This is a genomic window from Pseudomonas sp. B21-021 (assembly GCF_024749205.1).
Taxonomy (GTDB): domain Bacteria; phylum Pseudomonadota; class Gammaproteobacteria; order Pseudomonadales; family Pseudomonadaceae; genus Aquipseudomonas; species Aquipseudomonas paraglycinae.
The window spans coordinates 52,053-70,604 of the sequence record NZ_CP087192.1 but is presented as its reverse complement, the minus strand read 5'-3'; the positions used below and the strand labels follow the sequence as shown (position 1 = coordinate 70,604).

The following is an 18,552-nucleotide window of genomic DNA, read 5'->3' as shown; positions in this document are numbered from 1 at the left end:
TTAGAGACGTTATTATGTTACCCGTTCTCGCCTCATTGAGTGGTCATCGTGTCCCGACTTTTTTCTGTTTTTGTCGTATTCATCACCGGTTTTCTGCTGATCGGTCCGGCTCAGGCCGAGGTCAGAGTCCTCACCAGCATCAAGCCCCTGCAACTGATTGCCGCTGCGGTGCAGGACGGCGTGGCGATTCCGGAAGTGCTGCTGCCACCGGGCGCTTCGCCGCATAACTACGCGTTGCGTCCGTCCGATGTACGCAAGGTGCAATCGGTGGACCTGCTGTACTGGATCGGCCCGGACATGGAAGGTTTCCTGCCTCGCGTGCTGAACGGTCGTACGCTGCCGAGCGTTGCCGTGCAGGATCTGCCGGGCATGAAACTGCGCCGCTTCGCTGCGGACAGCCATTCCCATGCCGAAGAAGCCGACGAACACGATCACGACCATCGCCCGGGCAGCCTCGATGCGCATTTGTGGCTATCACCGGTGAACGCACGGGTTATTGCCGACAAAATGGCCGCTGACCTGAGCGCCGCCGACCCGGCCAATGCCGAGCGCTATCAGAGCAACGCCAAAGCGTTCGATGAGCGTCTGGATGCACTGGATCAGCGTTTGAAGAAACGCCTAGCCAGTGTTGAAGGCAAACCCTACTTCGTCTTCCACGAAGCCTTCGACTACTTCGAAGACGCCTACGGCCTGAAACACACCGGCGTGTTCAGCGTCGCGGCGGAAGTGCAGCCGGGCGCCCAACATGTGGCGGCAATGCGCACGCGTTTGCAGGAAGTCGGCAAGACCTGCGTGTTCAGTGAGCCGCCGCTGCGTCCACGTCTGGCCGAGACCCTGGTGGCAGGCCTGCCGGTGAAGCTGGCGGAGCTGGATGCGTTGGGCGGGTACACGCCAGCTACAGCTCAGGGTTACGAGCAAGTGCTGGAGAAGCTGGGGAATGATCTGGCGGAATGCCTGGAATCGCTCTGATACAAAAAAACCGCAGCCTGCACAGGCTGCGGTTTTTTCTTTTACAGGGCGAAAGGTAGCGGCGTACTGACCGTCTGACGCTGCGCCAGACGCTGCTCGAACTCTTTCGGATCGTGGATCAACACGTCCTGCCCGGCGAACGATTCCGCCGCAATCAGACGCGACAGCCAGAACCGCACGCACGCCACTCGCAACATGGTCGGCCACAGCTCGGCTTCGGCTGCCGTGAACGGGCGCAGTGCCGCGTAGGCACCCAGGAACGCACGCGCACGCGGGCCGTCGATCAGGCCCTCATCGTCCGAACACCAGTCGTTCAGGGCGATCGCCACGTCATAGAGCATCGGCCCGGAGCAGGCGTTGTAGAAGTCGATCAGCCCGGTCAGGTGCGTGCCTTCGAACATCGCGTTGTCGCGGAACAGGTCGGCGTGGATGTTCGCCCGAGGCAGCGCGAGAATTTTGTCTTTCTGTCGGGTGATTTCGTCCAGCGCGGTTTGCAGCAGCGCGCGCGGCTCATCGCTCAGGTGCGAAAGAAACTGCGTGCCCTCTTCCAGCATCCAGTCCAGGCCACGATCGGTCTTGCGCTTGATCATGTTGTCGCCCTGGGTCGCCAGGTGCAGGTGCGCCTGCAACTCACCGACCTGCGCGCAATGCTGGGCGTTGGCCTGCTTGATGTGCTTGCCGGCCAGGCGCGGTTGCAGCAGCGCCGGTTTGCCTTTCAGCTCGCGCAGGGCCACGCCGTCAGTGGTGCGCAGTGCATAAGGCACCGGCAGATCGGCTTCGTGCAGGACGTCGAGCAGGTCGATGAAAAATGGCATTTCCTGCACCGGGCCGCGCTCGACCAGGGTCAGGACGAACTCGCCCTTTTCCATGCTGATGAAGAAGTTGGTGTTTTCGCTGCCGGCGGCGATCCCCTGGAAATCGAGCAGACGGCCGAGCCCGTAAGGGGCGAGAAAGGTTTCCAGCTCGGGCCGAGCCAGGGGGGTGAACACAGACATGGTTAAAAACTGCTCAGTTCTGGCGCCGCCATCAAACGGCGCCGATTAAAAGTCAGGAAACTTACTTCCAGGTAAAGATTTCCCACGACGGAATCAGCATATCCGGCTGGTCGGACCGGATGTAGTTCGCGTCCGTACCATCGGCGCGCACCAGGAAATAGGGCTTGCCGCCCTTCGGTGTGACCTTGATCGCATACACGAATCCACTCCGGCTGTATTCCTGAATGACCTTGTCGCCTTCCGTGTGCGTGCTAATGGTAACTTCCGGCTCCGACGATGGCGCATCATCCGCCGCGATCGCGGCCAGCGGTGAGACAGCAATCAGACTGACCAGCAGCAAGCGATTTAACGTACGCATGATAACCTTGTCCCTTTGTCGTCAACGGTCCCGCTATTCTAGCGCCGGGCCCGCCGAAAAGGTTGATTCTGCTCATGAGCCAAGCCCCCCTCGTCCTGGTGGACGGTTCGTCTTACCTGTACCGCGCCTTTCACGCGCTGCCACCGCTGACCACCTCCAAAGGCCTGCCGACCGGTGCGGTCAAAGGCGTGCTGAACATGCTCAAGAGCCTGCGCAAGCAGTATCCGGACAGCCCGTTCGCCGTGGTGTTCGACGCCAAGGGTGGGACATTTCGCGATGAGATGTACGCCGAATACAAAGCCAACCGCCCAAGCATGCCCGACGACATGCGCGTGCAGATCGAGCCGCTGCACCAGAGCGTGATCGCCCTCGGTTTCCCGCTGCTGTGCGTCGAAGGCGTCGAGGCCGATGACGTGATCGGCACCCTGGCCCGCAGCAGCGCGGCCGCCGATCGCCCGGTGATCATCTCCACCGGCGACAAGGACATGGCGCAACTGGTCGACGGCCACATTACCTTGGTCAACACCATGTCCGGTAGTTCGATGGACGTGGAAGGCGTGAAGGAGAAATTCGGCGTCGCTCCCGAGCAGATCATCGATTATCTGGCCCTTATGGGCGATTCTTCCGACAACATCCCCGGCGTTCCGGGCATCGGTCCGAAGACCGCTTCCGGCCTGCTGGTAGGCGTCAACGGCGGCCTGACCGAGCTGTATGCGCAGCTCGACATCGTGCCAACCCTGCCGATCCGTGGGGCCAAGACCCTGCCGGCCAAGCTCGAAGAGCACAAGGAGATGGCCTTCCTCTCCTATCAACTGGCGACCATCAAGGTCGACGTGCCGCTGGATATCGGCCTCGACGACCTACAAATGGGCCCGGAAGATTCGGCCAAACTCTACGAGCTCTACACCCTGCTGGAGTTCAAGAGCTGGATCAACGATCTGGAGCGAGACGCCAAGCGTCTGGAGCTGAGCGCTGCCGCCGAGCCTGCGCCGGCCGGCGATCTGTTCAGCGCGCCCGCCGAAGAAGAAGTGCCTGCCGCTCCGGCTGAAGCCGCGTACGAAACCATCCTCGATCAGGCGCGATTCGACGTCTGGCTGGAAAAACTGAAGAACGCCAAGCTGTTCGCCTTCGACACCGAAACCACCGGGATCGATGCGCAGCAGGCACAACTGGTCGGTCTGTCCTTCGCAGTGCAGGCCAACGAAGCGGCCTACATCCCGCTGATCCACTCCTACATCGGCGTGCCGGAGCAGCTGGATCGCGACACCGTGCTGCGCGCGCTCAAGCCGATCCTTGAAGACCCGAACAAACTCAAGGTCGGCCAGCACGCCAAGTTCGACATGAACATCCTGGCCAACTGCGCCATCGGTGGCGATCAGAACGAAGGCATCACCGTACGCGGGATCGCCTTCGACACGATGCTTGAGTCCTACGTGCTCAACTCCACCGCCACCCGTCACGACATGGACAGCCTGGCGCAGAAGTACCTGGATCACACCACCGTGAGCTTCCAGGACATCGCCGGCAAAGGCGCCAAGCAACTGACCTTCGACCAGATCGCCCTGGAACAGGCCGGCCCATACGCCGCCGAAGATGCCGACGTGACCCTGCGTCTGCACCAGACGCTGTTCGAAAAACTCAGCGCCATCCCGAGCCTGGCCAGCGTACTGACCGATATCGAGATCCCGCTGGTGCCAGTGCTGGCGCGCATCGAGCGCCAGGGCGCGTTCGTCGACGCTGAGCTGCTCGGCATCCAGAGCATTGAGCTGGGCAACAAGATGGTCGCGCTGGAGCGTGAAGCGTTCGAGATCGCCGGTGAAGAATTCAACCTCGGCTCGCCGAAGCAACTGGGCGTGATCCTCTACGAGAAACTTGGCCTGCCGGTGCTGAAGAAGACCGCCAAGGGCCAGCCGTCCACCGCCGAAGAAGTGCTGGCGAAACTGGCCGAAGACGATCACCGCTTGCCGAAAGTACTGATGGAACACCGTTCCATGAGCAAGCTGAAGAGCACCTACACCGATCGCCTGCCTGAGCAGATCAACCCGCGTACCGGGCGTATCCACACTTCGTACCATCAGGCCGTTGCGTCGACCGGTCGCCTGTCGTCGAGCGATCCGAACCTGCAGAACATCCCGGTGCGCACTGCCGAAGGCCGACGCATCCGTCAGGCCTTCGTCGCGCCGAAAGGCTACAAACTGCTGGCAGCGGACTACTCGCAGATCGAACTGCGGATCATGGCGCACCTGTCTCGCGACGAAGGCTTGATGAACGCGTTCCGCAACAATCTGGACGTGCACACCGCCACCGCTGCCGAAGTGTTCAAGGTCGAGCTGAACGAAGTGAGCTCAGACCAGCGCCGTGGCGCCAAGGCGATCAACTTCGGTCTGATCTACGGCATGGGCGCGCAGAAGCTGGGCAAGGACATCGGCGTCGACACAAAGACCGCCAAGGCCTACATCGACACCTACTTCGCGCGTTATCCGGGCGTGCGTGAATACATGGATCGCACCCGCGCCCAGGCAGCAGACCAAGGCTTTGTGGAAACGATCTTCGGTCGTCGCCTGTATCTGCCGGACATCAACTCCAACAAGCCGCAGGATCGCGCGGCCGCCGAGCGCACGGCAATCAACGCGCCGATGCAGGGCACCGCAGCGGACATCATCAAGAAAGCCATGGTGGCGGTGGATAACTGGCTGAGCGCTTCCGGGCTGGACGCCAAAGTCATCCTGCAGGTGCACGACGAACTGGTGCTGGAGGTTCGCGAGGATCTGGTCGATCAGGTTCGCGAAGAAATTCGTGTGCACATGAGTGAAGCGGCAAAACTGGATGTGCCGTTGCTGGTAGAAGTGGGGGTTGGCAACAACTGGGACGAGGCGCACTGAGGCGTCTGGGACGGGGCTATACCGCGACCGAGCGTCGCGGCAAAGGCATCGAAAAGCGCTTAGGCCTGATCGTTCTTGAGCTTATTCCAAAGTTTTTTGAAAAGATTCTGAACTAATCTTGCGACAGGGCACTCAGAGATACTGAATGGCTGGTGAAGCCCTTCGATGCTCCTATGTTGTGTTAAGTGTTGGCAGATATCTGAACCCCGCCCTAGCGGTTCGGAACTTAAACCCCGGAACTTCTCCCTCCCCATATGAAGTCCGGGGCTTTTTTTGCCCAAAAATCGGCTGTAGCGCGGTCATGCTGCGTTAAAAGCGTTACTAAAAATGCTCATTTAGGTCCCCTAAAGTCGAGCGCGACCCCGGCCGTTTTACTAACACTTTTGCCTTGCCTGACCGCACTACAGCCAATTTTCCATATTCCGATTATTCGGTCGCCGCTTCCGCGCCTTTGTCTGCCAGTTCCATCCAGCCCGCCAGCACAGTGTAGGCCTCTTCCAGGCCCATGCGTTTCGGGGCGGAGAACAGCTGGATCGTTACCAGATCGCCCCAGCCCTTACGAATTTCCGACTGCACCTTGAGCAGCGTGTTCTTGGCTGCGCCGTAGGTCAGTTTGTCGGCCTTGGTCAGCAGGATGTGCATCGGCATGCCGGCGGCAACGGCCCAGTCGAGCATCAGCAGGTCGAAGTCGGTCATTGGATGACGGATGTCCATCATCAGAATCAAACCCTTCAAACTCTCGCGGCCACCGAGGTAAGCCTCAAGATGACGCTGCCAGTGTTGCTTGAGCGGGATCGGTACTTTTGCATAACCGTAGCCCGGGAGGTCGACCAGACGCCGTTCATCGTCTAGCTTGAAGAAGTTCAACAGCTGTGTGCGACCCGGGGTTTTCGAGGTGCGCGCCAGGCTGGCGTGAGTCAAAGTGTTCAGTGCGCTGGATTTACCGGCGTTGGAACGACCGGCGAACGCCACTTCGAAGCCTTCGTCGTCGGGGCACTGATCGACTTTGGCGGCACTGAGCATGAACGTGGACTGTTGGCACAGGCCGAGGATGGGATTCTTGAGTTGCATGGGATTTCCGATGTGGGCGGCGCCGGGATTAGGCGCGGAACGCGGTGTCGCTTCCGTTTCAGTGACGCCAGTATATAATGCCGCAGATTTTGTGTGTGCTTTGTCCCAGCGAAGGATGAAGTTCACGAGAGCGACAGACCTTGATTGCGCATTAGAACGCAGAACGCTCTCAACCCTGAAAAGGTCGTTTTATGACGAAATGGCTGCTGGCTGCCGGAGTCTTGATGCCGCTTTACAGCGCACAGGCTACACAGGATCCGGAAGCCGTGTACAACCGTGTTTGTGGAGCCTGTCATTCCGGCCAACTACCCATGGCGCCCAGAAGAGGCGATCAGGAAGCTTGGACGCCGAGGTTGGCGAAAGGTATGGAGACGCTGGTGCAACACGTGACCCAGGGTTTCAAGGCGATGCCGCCGCGTGGTTTGTGCATGGACTGCAGTGCCGAGGATTACCAGGCCCTCATCCTCTGGATGAGCGAGAGTAAGCCCGGTCCATAACTCTTAACCCTTAGCCGTAGTTGGATTAGCTGATGAACAAACTGATCGTGAGTCTGCTGTTGACCGTGGGAATCTCAGGCTTCGCCCATGCTGCCGGTGATGCAGCCGCAGGCCAGGCAAAAGCCGCCGTATGCGGCGCCTGCCATGGCCCGGATGGCAACAGCATGGCGCCAAACTTTCCAAAGCTGGCCGGACAGGGTGAACGCTACCTGACCAAGCAATTGCACGACATCAAGTCGGGCAAGCGCACCGTTCTGGAAATGACCGGCCTGCTGACCAACCTGAGCGATCAGGACCTGGCCGACATCGCCGCTTACTTCGCCAGCCAGAAAGGCAGCGTCGGCGCCGCCGATCCGAAGATCGTCGCTCGCGGTGAAGCCCTGTTCCGTGGCGGCAACCTCGAGAAAGGCCTGCCAGCCTGCACCGGCTGCCACTCGCCGAACGGCGCCGGCAACGCAGCCGCCGGCTTCCCGCACCTGGGTGGCCAACACGCTCAGTACATCGCCAAGCAACTGACCGATTTCCGCAAGGAAGAAGCCGGCCGCAGCAACGACGGCGACGCGATGACCATGCGCACCATCGCCCGCAAGCTGAGCGACGAAGACATCGCGGCAGTCTCCAGCTACATTCAGGGCCTGCACTAAGACGCGCGATTCGAGCGTTGTGTGCAATGGCCAACGCCTGCCACGTTAACGCTCGATTAATCCGTCGCAGCAAGTATAAAAAGGGTGGCTTTGGCCGCCCTTTTTTGTGGCCGCTGCCGTTACACTACAGAACTCATGCCCGCCAGGATCTGTCTGAAAACAGGTCGCGCGAGGCGACCAAAATTGTCCAGGAGTAAAGCATGCGTAATCTGATCATCAGCGCCGCCCTCGTCGCTGCCAGCCTGTTCGGCGTGACCGCCCAGGCCGCCGAAGCCCCTGCTGCCCCTTACGTCGAACTGAGCAACCCGGTACCCGTCGCCGTGCCTGGCAAGATCGAAGTGGTCGAGCTGTTCTGGTATGGCTGCCCGCATTGCTACGCGTTCGAGCCGGTGATCAATCCGTGGGTTGAAAAACTGCCGTCCGACGTCAACTTCGTGCGCATTCCTGCGATGTTCGGTGGCCCGTGGGACGCTCACGGCCAGATGTTCCTGACCCTGGAAGCCATGGGCGTCGAGCACAACGTACACGCTGCCGTATTCAACGCGATCCAGAAAGAACACAAGAAACTGACCGACAAGAACGACATGGCCGACTTCCTCGCCACTCAAGGCGTGGACAAGGACAAGTTCCTGGCGACCTTCGATTCGTTCGCCATCAAGGGGCAGATCGTGAAAGCCCGCGAACTGGCCAAGAAGTATGAAATCTCCGGCGTTCCAACCATGATCGTCAACGGTAAGTACCGCTTTGACATCGGCTCTGCCGGCGGTGCCGAACAGGCGCTGAAACTGGCTGACCAACTGGTGGCCAAAGAGCGAGCGACCAACAAGGCAGCCGCCAACTAAGCGCGGCAATCGCCATGCGCCGCTGGGGAACCGAAAGCGTCGTTGGCCTGCATGATCCGCAGGTCAACGAGCATCACCTGGAATCGACGGGCCTGCCCGCAGACAGCCGTCTGCGCTTGCTCAGCTTCAATATTCAGGTCGGCATCAGCACCGAGCGCTATCGGCACTACCTGACCCGCAGCTGGCAGCATCTGCTGCCGCACCCCGGGCGCTCCACCAATCTGCAAAAGATCGGCAATCTGCTCGGCGACTTTGATCTGGTCGCCCTGCAGGAAGCCGATGGCGGCAGCCTGCGTTCAGGCTACGTCAATCAGGTCGAACATCTGGCCCAGCTCGGCGCCTTCCCCTACTGGTATCAACAACTCAATCGCAACCTTGGCCGACTGGCCCAGCACAGCAATGGCGTGCTCAGTCGCCTGCGGCCGTGGGCGATCGAAGACCATCCGCTGCCGGGTCCGAAGGGACGCGGTGCGATTCTGGTGCGCTTCGGCGAAGGCCCGGAAGCGCTGGTGGTGGTGATGATGCACCTGGCGCTCGGCGCCCGGGTGCGTAGCATGCAGCTGGCCTACATCCGCGAACTGATCGGCGGCTACAAGCATCAGGTGCTGATGGGCGACATGAACACCCACGCCAGCGATCTGCTGCAACACTCGCCGTTGCGCGACCTCGGCCTGCTGGCCCCGCAACTCGAAGCGACATTCCCCAGCTGGCGCCCCCAGCGCTGCCTGGACCATATTCTGCTCAGCCCGACCCTGACCCTGGAAAAGGTCGAAGTGCTGGCACAACCGATTTCCGATCACCTGCCGGTCGCGGTAGAGATTCGTCTGCCGGGTTCGCTCACGGCCGATGCATTGCCCGCGTTGAGCACTGCCCTTCGCGGAACCCCTGAATGAGCGACGAAGCCCAGCGCTGGAAAGAGAAATACCTCAAAAGCATCGAACAACAGGAAAAGCTCGAACGTCGATGGGACGCCCGGCTCGACCTGCTGCGCCGTGGCCTGGTGCGCAGCACCCTGGCGGCGGAAGGCACCGACCGCGTGGTCGATCAGTGCATGAAAGAGATGCGCGACGTGGTGCGCACCGATGACATGGACGCCGGCCTCGCCGCCTTGCTGCCGCGCCTGGAAAAAGCCGTGCTTGATTCCGAGCAGCGCCGGGAAACCCGGATCGAACAGGTCAGCACTGCACTGACTGCGCTGGTCACTCAGTTGCAATCCCTGCCCCTGCCCCGCGATGTGGCCCAGCCGCTGAAGAAATTCGCCAAGCAGCTGGACGGCCGGGTGAGTCAGGCAAGGGAAATGCCGCTGCTGCTCAGCGAACTCAGCGGCTTGCAGGGCAAGGCTTTGAGCCAGCTGGAGACCCCGGCAGAACCGGGACGCCCCGGATTGTTGCAGCGTCTGTTCGGCAGCCGCGACAACGAGGAAACGCCTGCGACGGCGACCCAGCCTGCCGTGGCGGCACCGCCCGCACCGTCAGAGCAAGCGCCCGTCACGCATGAAACAGCGCCCTTGCAGGAAGCGCCTGTCACGACCGCCGAACCGGTCGCCTCTACGCCCGTCAGCCAAGCACCGATCGCCGCCCCCGTGGCCGAACCAGCGAAAATTCCGGAGCCAACCCCCGAGTATCATGCGGAGCCGGAGGTGGTGGCCTTCGAGCCGGCCAGAATCCTCACCGAAGCTCCTACCGCCTCTAGCGAACCAGAACCCGCCGAGCCAAAACCGGAGCCGCAGGCTTTCACGCCTCCACCGGTTTTCGCGCCGACAGTGCCAACAGCCATCAACCCGGACGAACTGATCCACCCCGGCGATACCCCGCCGCCGGTGATCCTCGACAGCCTGCCCCTGCCCGAGCCCATCGCCCAGGCATTGGCCGCAATCGATCCCGAGCAATCCGAGCACGACATCCTCTACGCCCTGCCGGACTCGCCAGAACCATCCTACAGCTCGGTCGCCAAACACATCGAAGACACGCTGATCGGGTTGCTGGACGACCTGACCCTGCCGGAGCGCCACCGCCCGCAAGCCGAAGCCATGCGCGATCGCCTGAAAAACGGTCTGAACTGGTACGAACTGCTGCCGATCCTCGACGATCTGGCGACCTTGATGCTGGCGATTACCGACAGCGGCCAGCACGAATTCGAAGCTTATTTGCAGCAACTCAACGAACGCCTCGAAGCGTTCCAGAGCAACTTGCAGGCCGCCAGCGAAGGCCACGCCGACAACAGCTCCGCGGCGCGGGCGATGGACACGCAGATCCGCGAACAGGTCGACGGCTTGCAGAACAGCGTGCAGGAAGCGGCCGATCTGGATGATCTCAAGCAAGTGCTGGAAAACCACCTCGAAGGCCTGCTCGGCACGATGGATCAGCACCAGAAGCAGCGTGACGCCCGAGAACAGGAGGTCGCCGGACGCCTGAAAAGCCTGGCCGAGCGCGTCGCGCACATGGAGCAGGAAGCACTCGGCTATCGCGAACACCTTGAAGAGCAGCGCCAGAAAGCCCTGATCGACCCCCTCACCGGCCTGCCCAACCGCGCGGCCTGGACCGAACGGCTCGAACATGAAATCGCCCAATGGCAGCAACATGGCAACACCCTGAGCCTGGCCATGCTCGACCTCGATCACTTCAAACGGATCAACGATAACTACGGCCACCTGGCCGGCGACAAGGTGTTGAAGATCATCGCGACGGTGCTGCGCAAACGCCTGCGTGGCAGCGATTTCATTGCCCGATTTGGTGGAGAGGAATTTGTATTGCTGCTGCCGGCCACTCCGCCGGCCGTCGGCACCAAACTCCTGGAAACCCTGCGCGCTTCCATCGAAGCCTGCCCGTTTCACTTCAAGGGCGAGCGCGTCACGATCACGGTTTCCATGGGGCTGGCGGCGTTCCGGCCGGGAGAACACAGCGATCTGGTGCTCAAAAGAGCCGATCAGGCGCTTTACCGGGCGAAAAACGCAGGGCGTAACCGGGTGGAGCTGGGCTGAGGCAATTGTTCCATATTGTTTAAATCAGCCCTTTAAGCGTCGAAGCGCAAGGCGATACGTTACACTGTTGCATTATCGTCTTGCGTGTACTGCCCTCTGCCATGAAATTTTTTACCCTGCTCGCGTCGCTACTCTTACTGGCCGGTTGTGCCAGCGGCCCGCGTTTTGACACCAGCCATCCTTCGGTCAATCACGACAGTCGCGTGCAATTTGTGATCGTGCACTACACCTCCGCTTCACTCGAACGCTCATTGCAGTTGTTGACCCACGGCGAAGTCAGCAGCCATTACCTGATCGGCGACGACAAGAACGCCACCATCTACAAGCTGATGGACGAAAACCTGCGGGCCTGGCACGCCGGCGAAAGCGAATGGCAAGGCCGTACCTGGCTCAACTCCAGCTCGATCGGCATCGAGATCGTCAATCCGGGCTTCAAGGACACGCCGACCGGGCGCCTCTGGTATCCCTACAGCGAAGCCCAGGTGCAATCGCTGATCGTTCTGCTCAAGGACATCAGCAAGCGCCAGGGCATCAGCCCGCGCCACATCATCGGCCATAGCGACATCGCCCCGCTGCGCAAGCTCGACCCGGGACCGCTGTTCCCCTGGAAGCGCCTGGCGGCCGAAGGGCTGGGGCTCTGGCCCAACGAACAAGCCGTGGCACGCCAACAGGCGCAGTTCGACGCCGAGCTGCCGAGCATCACCTGGTTCCAGAGCCAACTGGCGCGCCTGGGCTACTCGACGCCGCAGACCGGGGAGCTGGATGTGGCGACCCGCCATGTGCTCGCGGCCTTCCAGATGCACTACCGCCCTACGCGCTTTGACGGCACGCCGGATGCGCAAACGGCAGCGTTGCTGCTGGTGCTGAATCAGACAAAATAATGACGCCCGCCCGACGGTCAGGGCGAAAGTGCAATCAGCAGCTATAACTCATTGGTAATTCTTCGGATATCCATGATGGTTGCTACTCGAGAGACGCTGCGTAGCTGGTTTTATCGCCCCTGGTTTCTGGCGATGATCGCGGCTGTCCTCAGTGCGAGCCTGCTGATCACCGGCGGGCTGTTCGTGGCCATGCGCCAGGTCGAACAAAGCGAGAGCCAGGAAATGAACGCCCAGGGCGAGCGGTTCCTGGCGCGTCTGGAGCAACTGTTCGGCCAGCTGCGCGAAAGCCTCGACGACCTCGAAGCCCAGCCCTTGCGCAGCTGCGACGACGAAATGATTGCCACGTTGCAGCAAGTGACGTTCAACTATCGCTTCGTCTATGAAGCCGCCTATATGGACGCCACGCGGATCTGCTCCAACCGTCCGCGCCAGGAAGGCCTGTCGGTGATCCGTCCTCCGGACATCAAAGGCCCGACCTACAGCTATTGGCTGAACACCACCACCGAACCCGATGAAAACCGCGCAGCGCTGATGCTCGGGCGCGGCAACTTTCGCGTCGCCACTTCACGCGGGCATTTGACCGACATGGTCGACCTGTCGCCCGGCAGCAGCCTGCTGGTGGTGCTGGATCACGGGACCCGGGCGATTCCGGTACTCGGCGTTCCACAAGCCTGGCCACCCACTGAACCCTGGCCGCCGAAAACTCCGGATGCGCTGCAAGTCACCCAGTCGCACCTGATCTACCGCATGCCCACCGATAACCCGGAATACCAACTGGTGCTGATCAGCCCGCGCTCGGGCATGCACATTCCGGAGCTTTGGTGGTGGATGGTGCCGTTCTGTCTGGTGCTCGGTGCGCTGGTAGGCGTTCTGGTGTTCTGGATCGTGCGCCAGCGCCAGTCGCTGGATGCCGAGCTGCACGGCGCGATCCGCCGGGGCGAGTTGCAGGTGCTTTATCAACCGATCTTCGATCTCGACAGCCGCAACTGCGTCGGCGCCGAAGCCCTGCTGCGCTGGCGCCGGCCGGACGGCACGCTGACCAGCCCCGATTTGTTCATCCCGATGGCCGAGAACACCGGGCAGATTCGCCAGATGACCGACTTCGTCCTGCAACGCTTGCTCGAGCAGCTCGGCCAATTGCTGCGAGCCAATCCGCAGCTGTACATCTCGGTGAACCTGGCCGCCTGCGACGTGATGGTGCCGCGCATCGGCCAGGTCATGGCGCGGCTGCTGACCCTGCACCGGGTGGCGGCGCGGCAGATTGCTTTCGAGGTGACCGAACGCGGTCTGATCGATGTGGTGGTAGCCCGGGAAAACCTGCAAGCACTGCGGGATGTCGGGCATCAGGTGCTGATCGACGATTTCGGCACCGGCTATTGCAGCCTCGCCTACCTGCAAACCTTGCCGGTGGATTGCTTGAAGATCGACAAGGCCTTCATCGACGCCCTCGGCCATGACGCCGCCAGCAGCGGTGTCGCGCCGCACATCATTCACATGGCCCAGGCGCTGGACCTGAAGGTGATCGCCGAAGGGATCGAATATGAATCCCAGGCCGAGCTGCTGAGCAGCGAAGGGGTGAAATTCGGTCAGGGCTGGCTGTTCGCCCACGCTTTGAGCGCGGTGCAGTTCATCGAACTGATCACCCGTGGTCGGCGGCTAGCCGGCCGCCGGATTGACGACGAAGCCTAGACCGCCAGCGCCATGTAGAACTGCGTGCCCTGCCCCGGCCGCGAGTAAACGCCCATCCGCCCACCGTGCAACTGCACAATTTCCTTGCACAGCGCCAGACCCAGCCCGGCTCCGCCCTTCTTGCGCCCGACTTGAACGAACGGTTCGAAGATCCGCCCTTGTTGACCGTAGGCAATCCCTTCGCCGTTGTCTTCGACGCTGATGATCACCCGCTCGCCATGGCGCCGGGCCTGCAAGCGGATCAGCCCGTCGCGCGCCGTGTGGCGCAAGGCGTTGTCGATCAGGTTGTCGAGGACTCGATCAAGCTGCGCCTGATCCGCCTGCAAGCGTGGCAGCGGGCCCTGCGCTTCGACCTGCAGGGTAACGCCCTTCTGCGCCGCCGAATCGGCGAAACGCAAACGCGCCTGTTCCAGCAGATCCTCGATGGAACACGGCGCCAGCGTGAGCTTCTGCAAACCGCTCTGATAGCGCGAGAAGTTCAGCAGATCGTTGATCAGCTGCATCAGGCGCTGCATTTCTTCATTAACCGTGTCGAGCAGATCGGACTCGCGCGACTCCTGAGGAAACTTCGCCCGCTCGCGGAACAGCCCGAACGCCATGTGCATGCCCGTGACCGGTGTGCGCAATTCGTGGGAGGCGCGCAGCACGAACTCGCTGCGCACCCGCTCGAAGGCGCGCTGTTCGGTGACGTCATGCAAGACCATCACGGCGCCGAGGATATGCCCCTGGGTATGGCTGACCGGCGTTAGGCTGTAGGTCAGCAGGCGCGATTCACCATCGACCTCGATGCTCAAGTCTTCCGGCGCGCGCTCGAGGGTGCCGCCGCGCAACACCAGTTGCAGTTGTGCATCCAGCTCCGGACGCTGAAGCGCTGTGCCCAGGCCCTCGCCGAAACGGTCGCTGTCCCAGCCCAATTGTCGCTGGGCCACCGGGTTCAAGTGTTCCAGACGACCCTGACGGTCGATCATCAGCAAACCATCATCGATGCTGTCGAGTACCGCTTGCAGGCGCTGCTGGCCAGCGAGCAGTTCGTCGACGTTCGTCGCCTGGTGTTCGCGCAGGGCTTCGGCCATCAGCCCGAAGCGGCGGGTCAGCAGATTGATTTCCATCGCCGAGGACACCGGCAGGGTCACTTCGAAATTGCCCTGGCCGATATTGTCTGCGGCTTTAGCCAACGCTTCGATCGGCGCACCAAAACGCCGCGCAATGCCCTGGGCGGTAACGAAACCAATGATCAGCACTGCCAGCCCCACCAGCCCGAGCAGGCCGGAAATCAGCAGCGCCCGGTCACGGGCAGCGTGCTGGACAGCGTTGATGTTATCCAGCGCGTGCTTGTGCTCGGTGATCAAACCGTTACGCAGGGTGTTGAATCGTTCGCGCAAGTCGCCACTACCACTCAGGGCGGCGCCCGGATCGCGGGAGATATCGAACGCCTCAAGGAAGGTCAGGTAATCGCTCTTCGCCTGACTGAAGCCATATTGGCGATTGTCGTTTTTCTGCTCTTGGGCGATACCCTCGTCGAGCAATTCGAAATAGCGTTGTTTGGATGCTTCGAACGCCACGGGATCGGGTTTCTCGGCAAGCATCATGATCAGTTGATCGCCAAGCGTCTGCCGCAGCTTGAGCCCCAGATCGAGGGTGACGAAGTTGTTGCGGATCAGCGCCTCCTGGGTGCCGGCCATCTGCATCACGCTGACCAGCCCGAGCATCAGCCCGAGCAAGGCCACGGTGATCAGCGCGGAAATGCTCAGGAACAAGCGGGTCCGCAACTTCATCGCCAGTTTCATCGGCGGGCGCTCACAGGTTGTACTGCTTGCGCTTGCGATACAGGGTCGAGGCGTCGATCCCCAGAGTCTTGGCGGCCTGATCGAGAGTGCCGGCAGTCGCCAGTACTGCGCCGATGTGGGCCTTCTCCAGTTCGTCGAGACTCAGCGCGGCGCCAACCCGTGGCGCGTTGTTCGCCGGTTGTTCGGCCATGCCGAGGTGGCTGATTTCCACACGCTCCTGCGGGCAGATGATGCTGGCCCGCTCGACCACGTTGCGCAGCTCACGGATGTTGCCGGGCCAGCGATAACCCAACAGTGCTTCGCGAGCCTCGTCGCTGAAACCCCGGGCCGGGCGCGCGTATTCCTTCACAAAGCGAGCGAGGAAACGGTCGGCCAGGGTCAGGATGTCTTCGGCCCGCTCGCGCAGCGGCGGCAGATGCAGGGTGATGACGTTCAGGCGATAGAGCAGGTCCTCACGGAAACGCCCGTCGCGCACCATGTCTTCGAGATTGAGGTTTGTGGCGGCAAGGATCCGCACATCGGCGCGGCGGGTAACCGGATCCCCTACCCGCTCGTATTCCTTGTCCTGAATGAAGCGCAGCAACTTGGGTTGCAAAGTCAGGGGAAAATCGCCGATCTCGTCGAGAAAAAGCGTGCCGCCATCGGCTTGATTGACTCGCCCCAGCGTGCTTTCGCTGGCCCCGGTGAACGCGCCACGACTGTGACCGAACAGCTCGCTCTCCATCAGTTCGGCGGTCAGCGACGGGCAATTGATGGTCACGCAGGATTTCTTCTCGCGCTTGCTCCACCCATGAATCGCTCGGGCCAGTTCACCCTTACCGGTGCCGGACTCGCCGAGGATCAGAATGTTGGCGTCGGTGCCCGCCACTTGCCGCGCGGTTTCCAGTACGACTTTCATCGCCGGGCTGTGAGAATCGAGACCGTCCTTGGGTTTGCGGATCTCGCCTTCGAGGGCTTCCAGACGCGCCGAGAGCTGACGTACTTCAAGCTGCTTGGCGGTCGCCAGACGCAGTTGATCCGGGCTGCACGGCTTGACCAGATAATCGGCAGCGCCGGCCTGAATTGCGTCCACCGCGGTGTCGACAGCCGAATGGGCGGTGACGATCACGACCCGCATCCACGGCGCTTGAATGCGCATCTGCGCCAATACATCGAGACCGTTGTCTTCGCCCAGACGCAAATCGAGGAAGCACAGATCGAACACCTGACGTTGCAGCAGCGCGTCAGCCTGAGCCGCGCTGTTGGCGGTGGCGACGGTATAACCTTCGTCTTCGAGGCAATAACGAAAGGTTCGCAGGATGGCGGATTCATCGTCCACCAGCAGAATGCGGCCTTGGTGCTCAGTGGCTGATTCCATTTTTCCTACGCTCCATAAGTGAATGTCTTGGGTTAGTCCCGGAAAAATCGGGCAAGTTGCATGGTTGATTCTGATCGATTCCGGTCATAGCAGGGTAGCTCTCTCCTGCCCTCACGGCTAATCCGCTGATTTTGTTGATTTTTTAAACATCGCACAGTTTCAAGGCGGTTTCCTGCCTCCTTTTCTGACATCCGCACCCTGCCCTCAATTCAAAAATAATGATTTCTCCTACGAAATAATCGTGCATTACGCACGACCCTGCGCGGGCCATCGTGCAGGATGCGTCGTCAGGAATTTTCGCGCCATCTATAACTATCTGATTTTATTGGTTTTTTTTAAACAAAAAAGCTGGCATGCAGGCTGCAATACCTCTCTCAGCCCGGGCAGAAATGCACTGCCCCAACCGAATAAGAGTGAGGAACCCAGGATGACTCGCCCACGTGCCGCCCAAATGCGTATCTCGCCACTGCACTTGCAGCAGGCCCTGTTTGGCGCACTTGCGCTGTTGATCACGCTGATCGCCTGCCAGCAATACCTGCGCTGGGAGCAGAGTCAGCAACCTGAGCCCCTGATTTCCATGCAACACGCGACGCAGACGCACTTCAGCGCCGTCAGCAGCAGCCAGGCCGACAACGGCGCGATGCGCATGATGGACGTCGACCAGCCACAGCCACTGGGCGACATGCCCCGTGAAGAACGCTGGGTTTTCTGATCAACGAATCTGGGCGCCCCCGCGCCGAGACCGGCAACACCCCTAAATAGAAGCAAGGAGAATCACCATGTTGAGCTGGGCAATCACATTCCTGATCATTGCCATCATCGCTGCAGTACTGGGCTTCGGTGGTATCGCGGGCACCGCCACGGGTATCGCCAAGATTCTCTTTGTCGTGTTCCTGGTGATGTTCATCGCTTCCTTCTTCTTTGGCCGTCGCGGTCGAGGTTGAACATGAAGGGTTTAAAGACACTGGCAGCCGCCCTGCTCCTGGGCGGTAGTGCCATGGCGATGGCGGCCAATGACGGCCAGGCGCGGGTCAACGAACTGTTGAGTTCCGACCCGCAATACAGGGAAACATGGGAAGGCGTGGTGAAGAAGGAAGAACGCCTGCCGGAATGGGTGATGAACCTCTCCGGCGCGCCGGACCAACAGATGAATGCCGTGACTGAAGATGGCGATCAGTATCTGGTGGGGCCGCTCTGCGAATCGCAGGACAAATGCCTCAACCACCGCCTGATCGTCGCCTTCAGCTTCGACAAGAAACACGCTTACGCCATGCTGGTCGATGTGCCCGAAGGGCTGCCGGCGGACAAGTCGCCAACGCGACATGCCACCTACCGCTTCCTCGGCAAGCCCGACCAGGGCATGCAGGATCTGTTGATGGAAACGCTGAAGAAAGATCCGAACTGGTATTGAACATGAGGACACCTGAAAGGCTGTCCTCCATTGCACCCGCCCGAGGAAGGCCGGTGCATGACCAGGGGGCCGGGACGTTCTGACTGTTGCAGGGTCGGAGTGACCTACGGGTACAGGGAGTGCCTGCGATGAGGGCCGGGTCAGGGTAAAAGCTGCGACGCAAGTTCGCCAACCGGAGCGGTTCGACGG

Annotated in this window: 17 protein-coding genes; 12 read left to right on the top strand and 5 right to left on the bottom strand. The window is 61.0% G+C overall.

All coding sequences use genetic code 11. The features are described 5' to 3' along the window. Positions 1-48 precede the first annotated feature (48 nt). Entirely contained in the window at positions 49-969 is a 921-nt protein-coding gene (locus LOY31_RS00325) for a zinc ABC transporter substrate-binding protein (protein WP_258712694.1), read from the top strand. Positions 970-1,010: 41 nt separating this feature from the next. On the opposite strand, the gene LOY31_RS00320 is transcribed toward LOY31_RS00325, so the two are convergent. Together LOY31_RS00320 and LOY31_RS00315 are read right to left on the bottom strand one after the other, a co-directional pair. Beyond that, positions 1,011-1,964, bottom strand: a complete 954-nt coding sequence (locus LOY31_RS00320; protein WP_221534969.1) for a homoserine kinase — start codon at positions 1,962-1,964, stop codon at positions 1,011-1,013. Positions 1,965-2,025: 61 nt separating this feature from the next. Then, a complete protein-coding gene (locus tag LOY31_RS00315) occupies positions 2,026-2,322 on the bottom strand; it encodes a DUF2782 domain-containing protein (protein WP_011331780.1) in 297 nt (98 codons plus the stop codon). A 74-nt stretch (positions 2,323-2,396) separates the two neighbouring features. On the opposite strand from LOY31_RS00315, the gene polA reads away from it, so the two are divergent. After that, positions 2,397-5,204 (top strand): DNA polymerase I, encoded by a 2,808-nt coding sequence (polA, locus tag LOY31_RS00310; RefSeq protein WP_258712693.1) that lies wholly within the window; start codon positions 2,397-2,399, stop codon positions 5,202-5,204. Positions 5,205-5,630: 426 nt separating this feature from the next. Here polA and yihA read toward each other — a convergent pair whose 3' ends face one another. Next, a complete protein-coding gene (yihA, locus tag LOY31_RS00305) occupies positions 5,631-6,275 on the bottom strand; it encodes a ribosome biogenesis GTP-binding protein YihA/YsxC (RefSeq protein ID WP_085606393.1) in 645 nt (214 codons plus the stop codon). A 191-nt stretch (positions 6,276-6,466) separates the two neighbouring features. On the opposite strand from yihA, the gene LOY31_RS00300 reads away from it, so the two are divergent. The 7 genes from LOY31_RS00300 to LOY31_RS00270 all read left to right on the top strand — a co-directional run bounded on the left by LOY31_RS00300 (position 6,467) and on the right by LOY31_RS00270 (position 13,808). Further along, positions 6,467-6,772 carry a cytochrome c5 family protein gene (locus LOY31_RS00300; protein WP_045121721.1) on the top strand — a complete coding sequence of 102 codons (306 nt, stop codon included), beginning with the start codon at positions 6,467-6,469 and terminating at the stop codon, positions 6,770-6,772. Positions 6,773-6,804: 32 nt separating this feature from the next. Continuing rightward, positions 6,805-7,416, top strand: coding sequence for a cytochrome c (locus LOY31_RS00295; RefSeq protein ID WP_085606391.1), 612 nt, complete (start codon positions 6,805-6,807; stop codon positions 7,414-7,416). A 200-nt stretch (positions 7,417-7,616) separates the two neighbouring features. Further along, positions 7,617-8,258 (top strand): thiol:disulfide interchange protein DsbA/DsbL, encoded by a 642-nt coding sequence (locus LOY31_RS00290; protein ID WP_007954043.1) that lies wholly within the window; start codon positions 7,617-7,619, stop codon positions 8,256-8,258. Positions 8,259-8,272: 14 nt separating this feature from the next. Further along, positions 8,273-9,151: an endonuclease/exonuclease/phosphatase family protein gene (locus LOY31_RS00285; protein ID WP_258712692.1), complete on the top strand. Its 879-nt coding sequence runs from the start codon at positions 8,273-8,275 to the stop codon at positions 9,149-9,151. Beyond that, positions 9,148-11,238: a diguanylate cyclase gene (locus LOY31_RS00280; RefSeq protein WP_085606387.1), complete on the top strand. Its 2,091-nt coding sequence runs from the start codon at positions 9,148-9,150 to the stop codon at positions 11,236-11,238. The genes LOY31_RS00285 and LOY31_RS00280 overlap by 4 nt, the downstream gene beginning before the upstream one ends. A 101-nt stretch (positions 11,239-11,339) precedes the next feature. Next, positions 11,340-12,119: an N-acetylmuramoyl-L-alanine amidase gene (locus LOY31_RS00275; protein ID WP_007954046.1), complete on the top strand. Its 780-nt coding sequence runs from the start codon at positions 11,340-11,342 to the stop codon at positions 12,117-12,119. A 75-nt stretch (positions 12,120-12,194) separates the two neighbouring features. Next, the gene (locus LOY31_RS00270) at positions 12,195-13,808 is read left to right on the top strand and encodes an EAL domain-containing protein (protein ID WP_170929372.1); all 1,614 of its coding nucleotides are present in this window, start codon (positions 12,195-12,197) and stop codon (positions 13,806-13,808) included. Here the strand turns inward: LOY31_RS00270 and LOY31_RS00265 are convergent. Both LOY31_RS00265 and algB read right to left on the bottom strand, forming a co-directional pair. Next, positions 13,805-15,595: a KinB sensor domain-containing domain gene (locus tag LOY31_RS00265; protein WP_258712691.1), complete on the bottom strand. Its 1,791-nt coding sequence runs from the start codon at positions 15,593-15,595 to the stop codon at positions 13,805-13,807. The genes LOY31_RS00270 and LOY31_RS00265 overlap by 4 nt on opposite strands. A 10-nt stretch (positions 15,596-15,605) precedes the next feature. Continuing rightward, a complete protein-coding gene (gene algB, locus LOY31_RS00260; protein ID WP_007954049.1) occupies positions 15,606-16,952 on the bottom strand; it encodes a sigma-54-dependent response regulator transcription factor AlgB in 1,347 nt (448 codons plus the stop codon). A gap of 427 nt (positions 16,953-17,379) precedes the next feature. Between algB and LOY31_RS00255 the strand changes: the two genes are divergently transcribed. From LOY31_RS00255 to LOY31_RS00245, 3 genes are all read left to right on the top strand, one after another. Then, positions 17,380-17,664, top strand: a complete 285-nt coding sequence (locus LOY31_RS00255; RefSeq protein ID WP_007954051.1) for a hypothetical protein — start codon at positions 17,380-17,382, stop codon at positions 17,662-17,664. A gap of 67 nt (positions 17,665-17,731) precedes the next feature. Further along, positions 17,732-17,896 carry a DUF1328 domain-containing protein gene (locus LOY31_RS00250; RefSeq protein WP_003177151.1) on the top strand — a complete coding sequence of 55 codons (165 nt, stop codon included), beginning with the start codon at positions 17,732-17,734 and terminating at the stop codon, positions 17,894-17,896. A gap of 2 nt (positions 17,897-17,898) precedes the next feature. After that, positions 17,899-18,363, top strand: coding sequence for an inhibitor of vertebrate lysozyme family protein (locus LOY31_RS00245; protein WP_007954053.1), 465 nt, complete (start codon positions 17,899-17,901; stop codon positions 18,361-18,363). Positions 18,364-18,552: the final 189 nt, after the last annotated feature.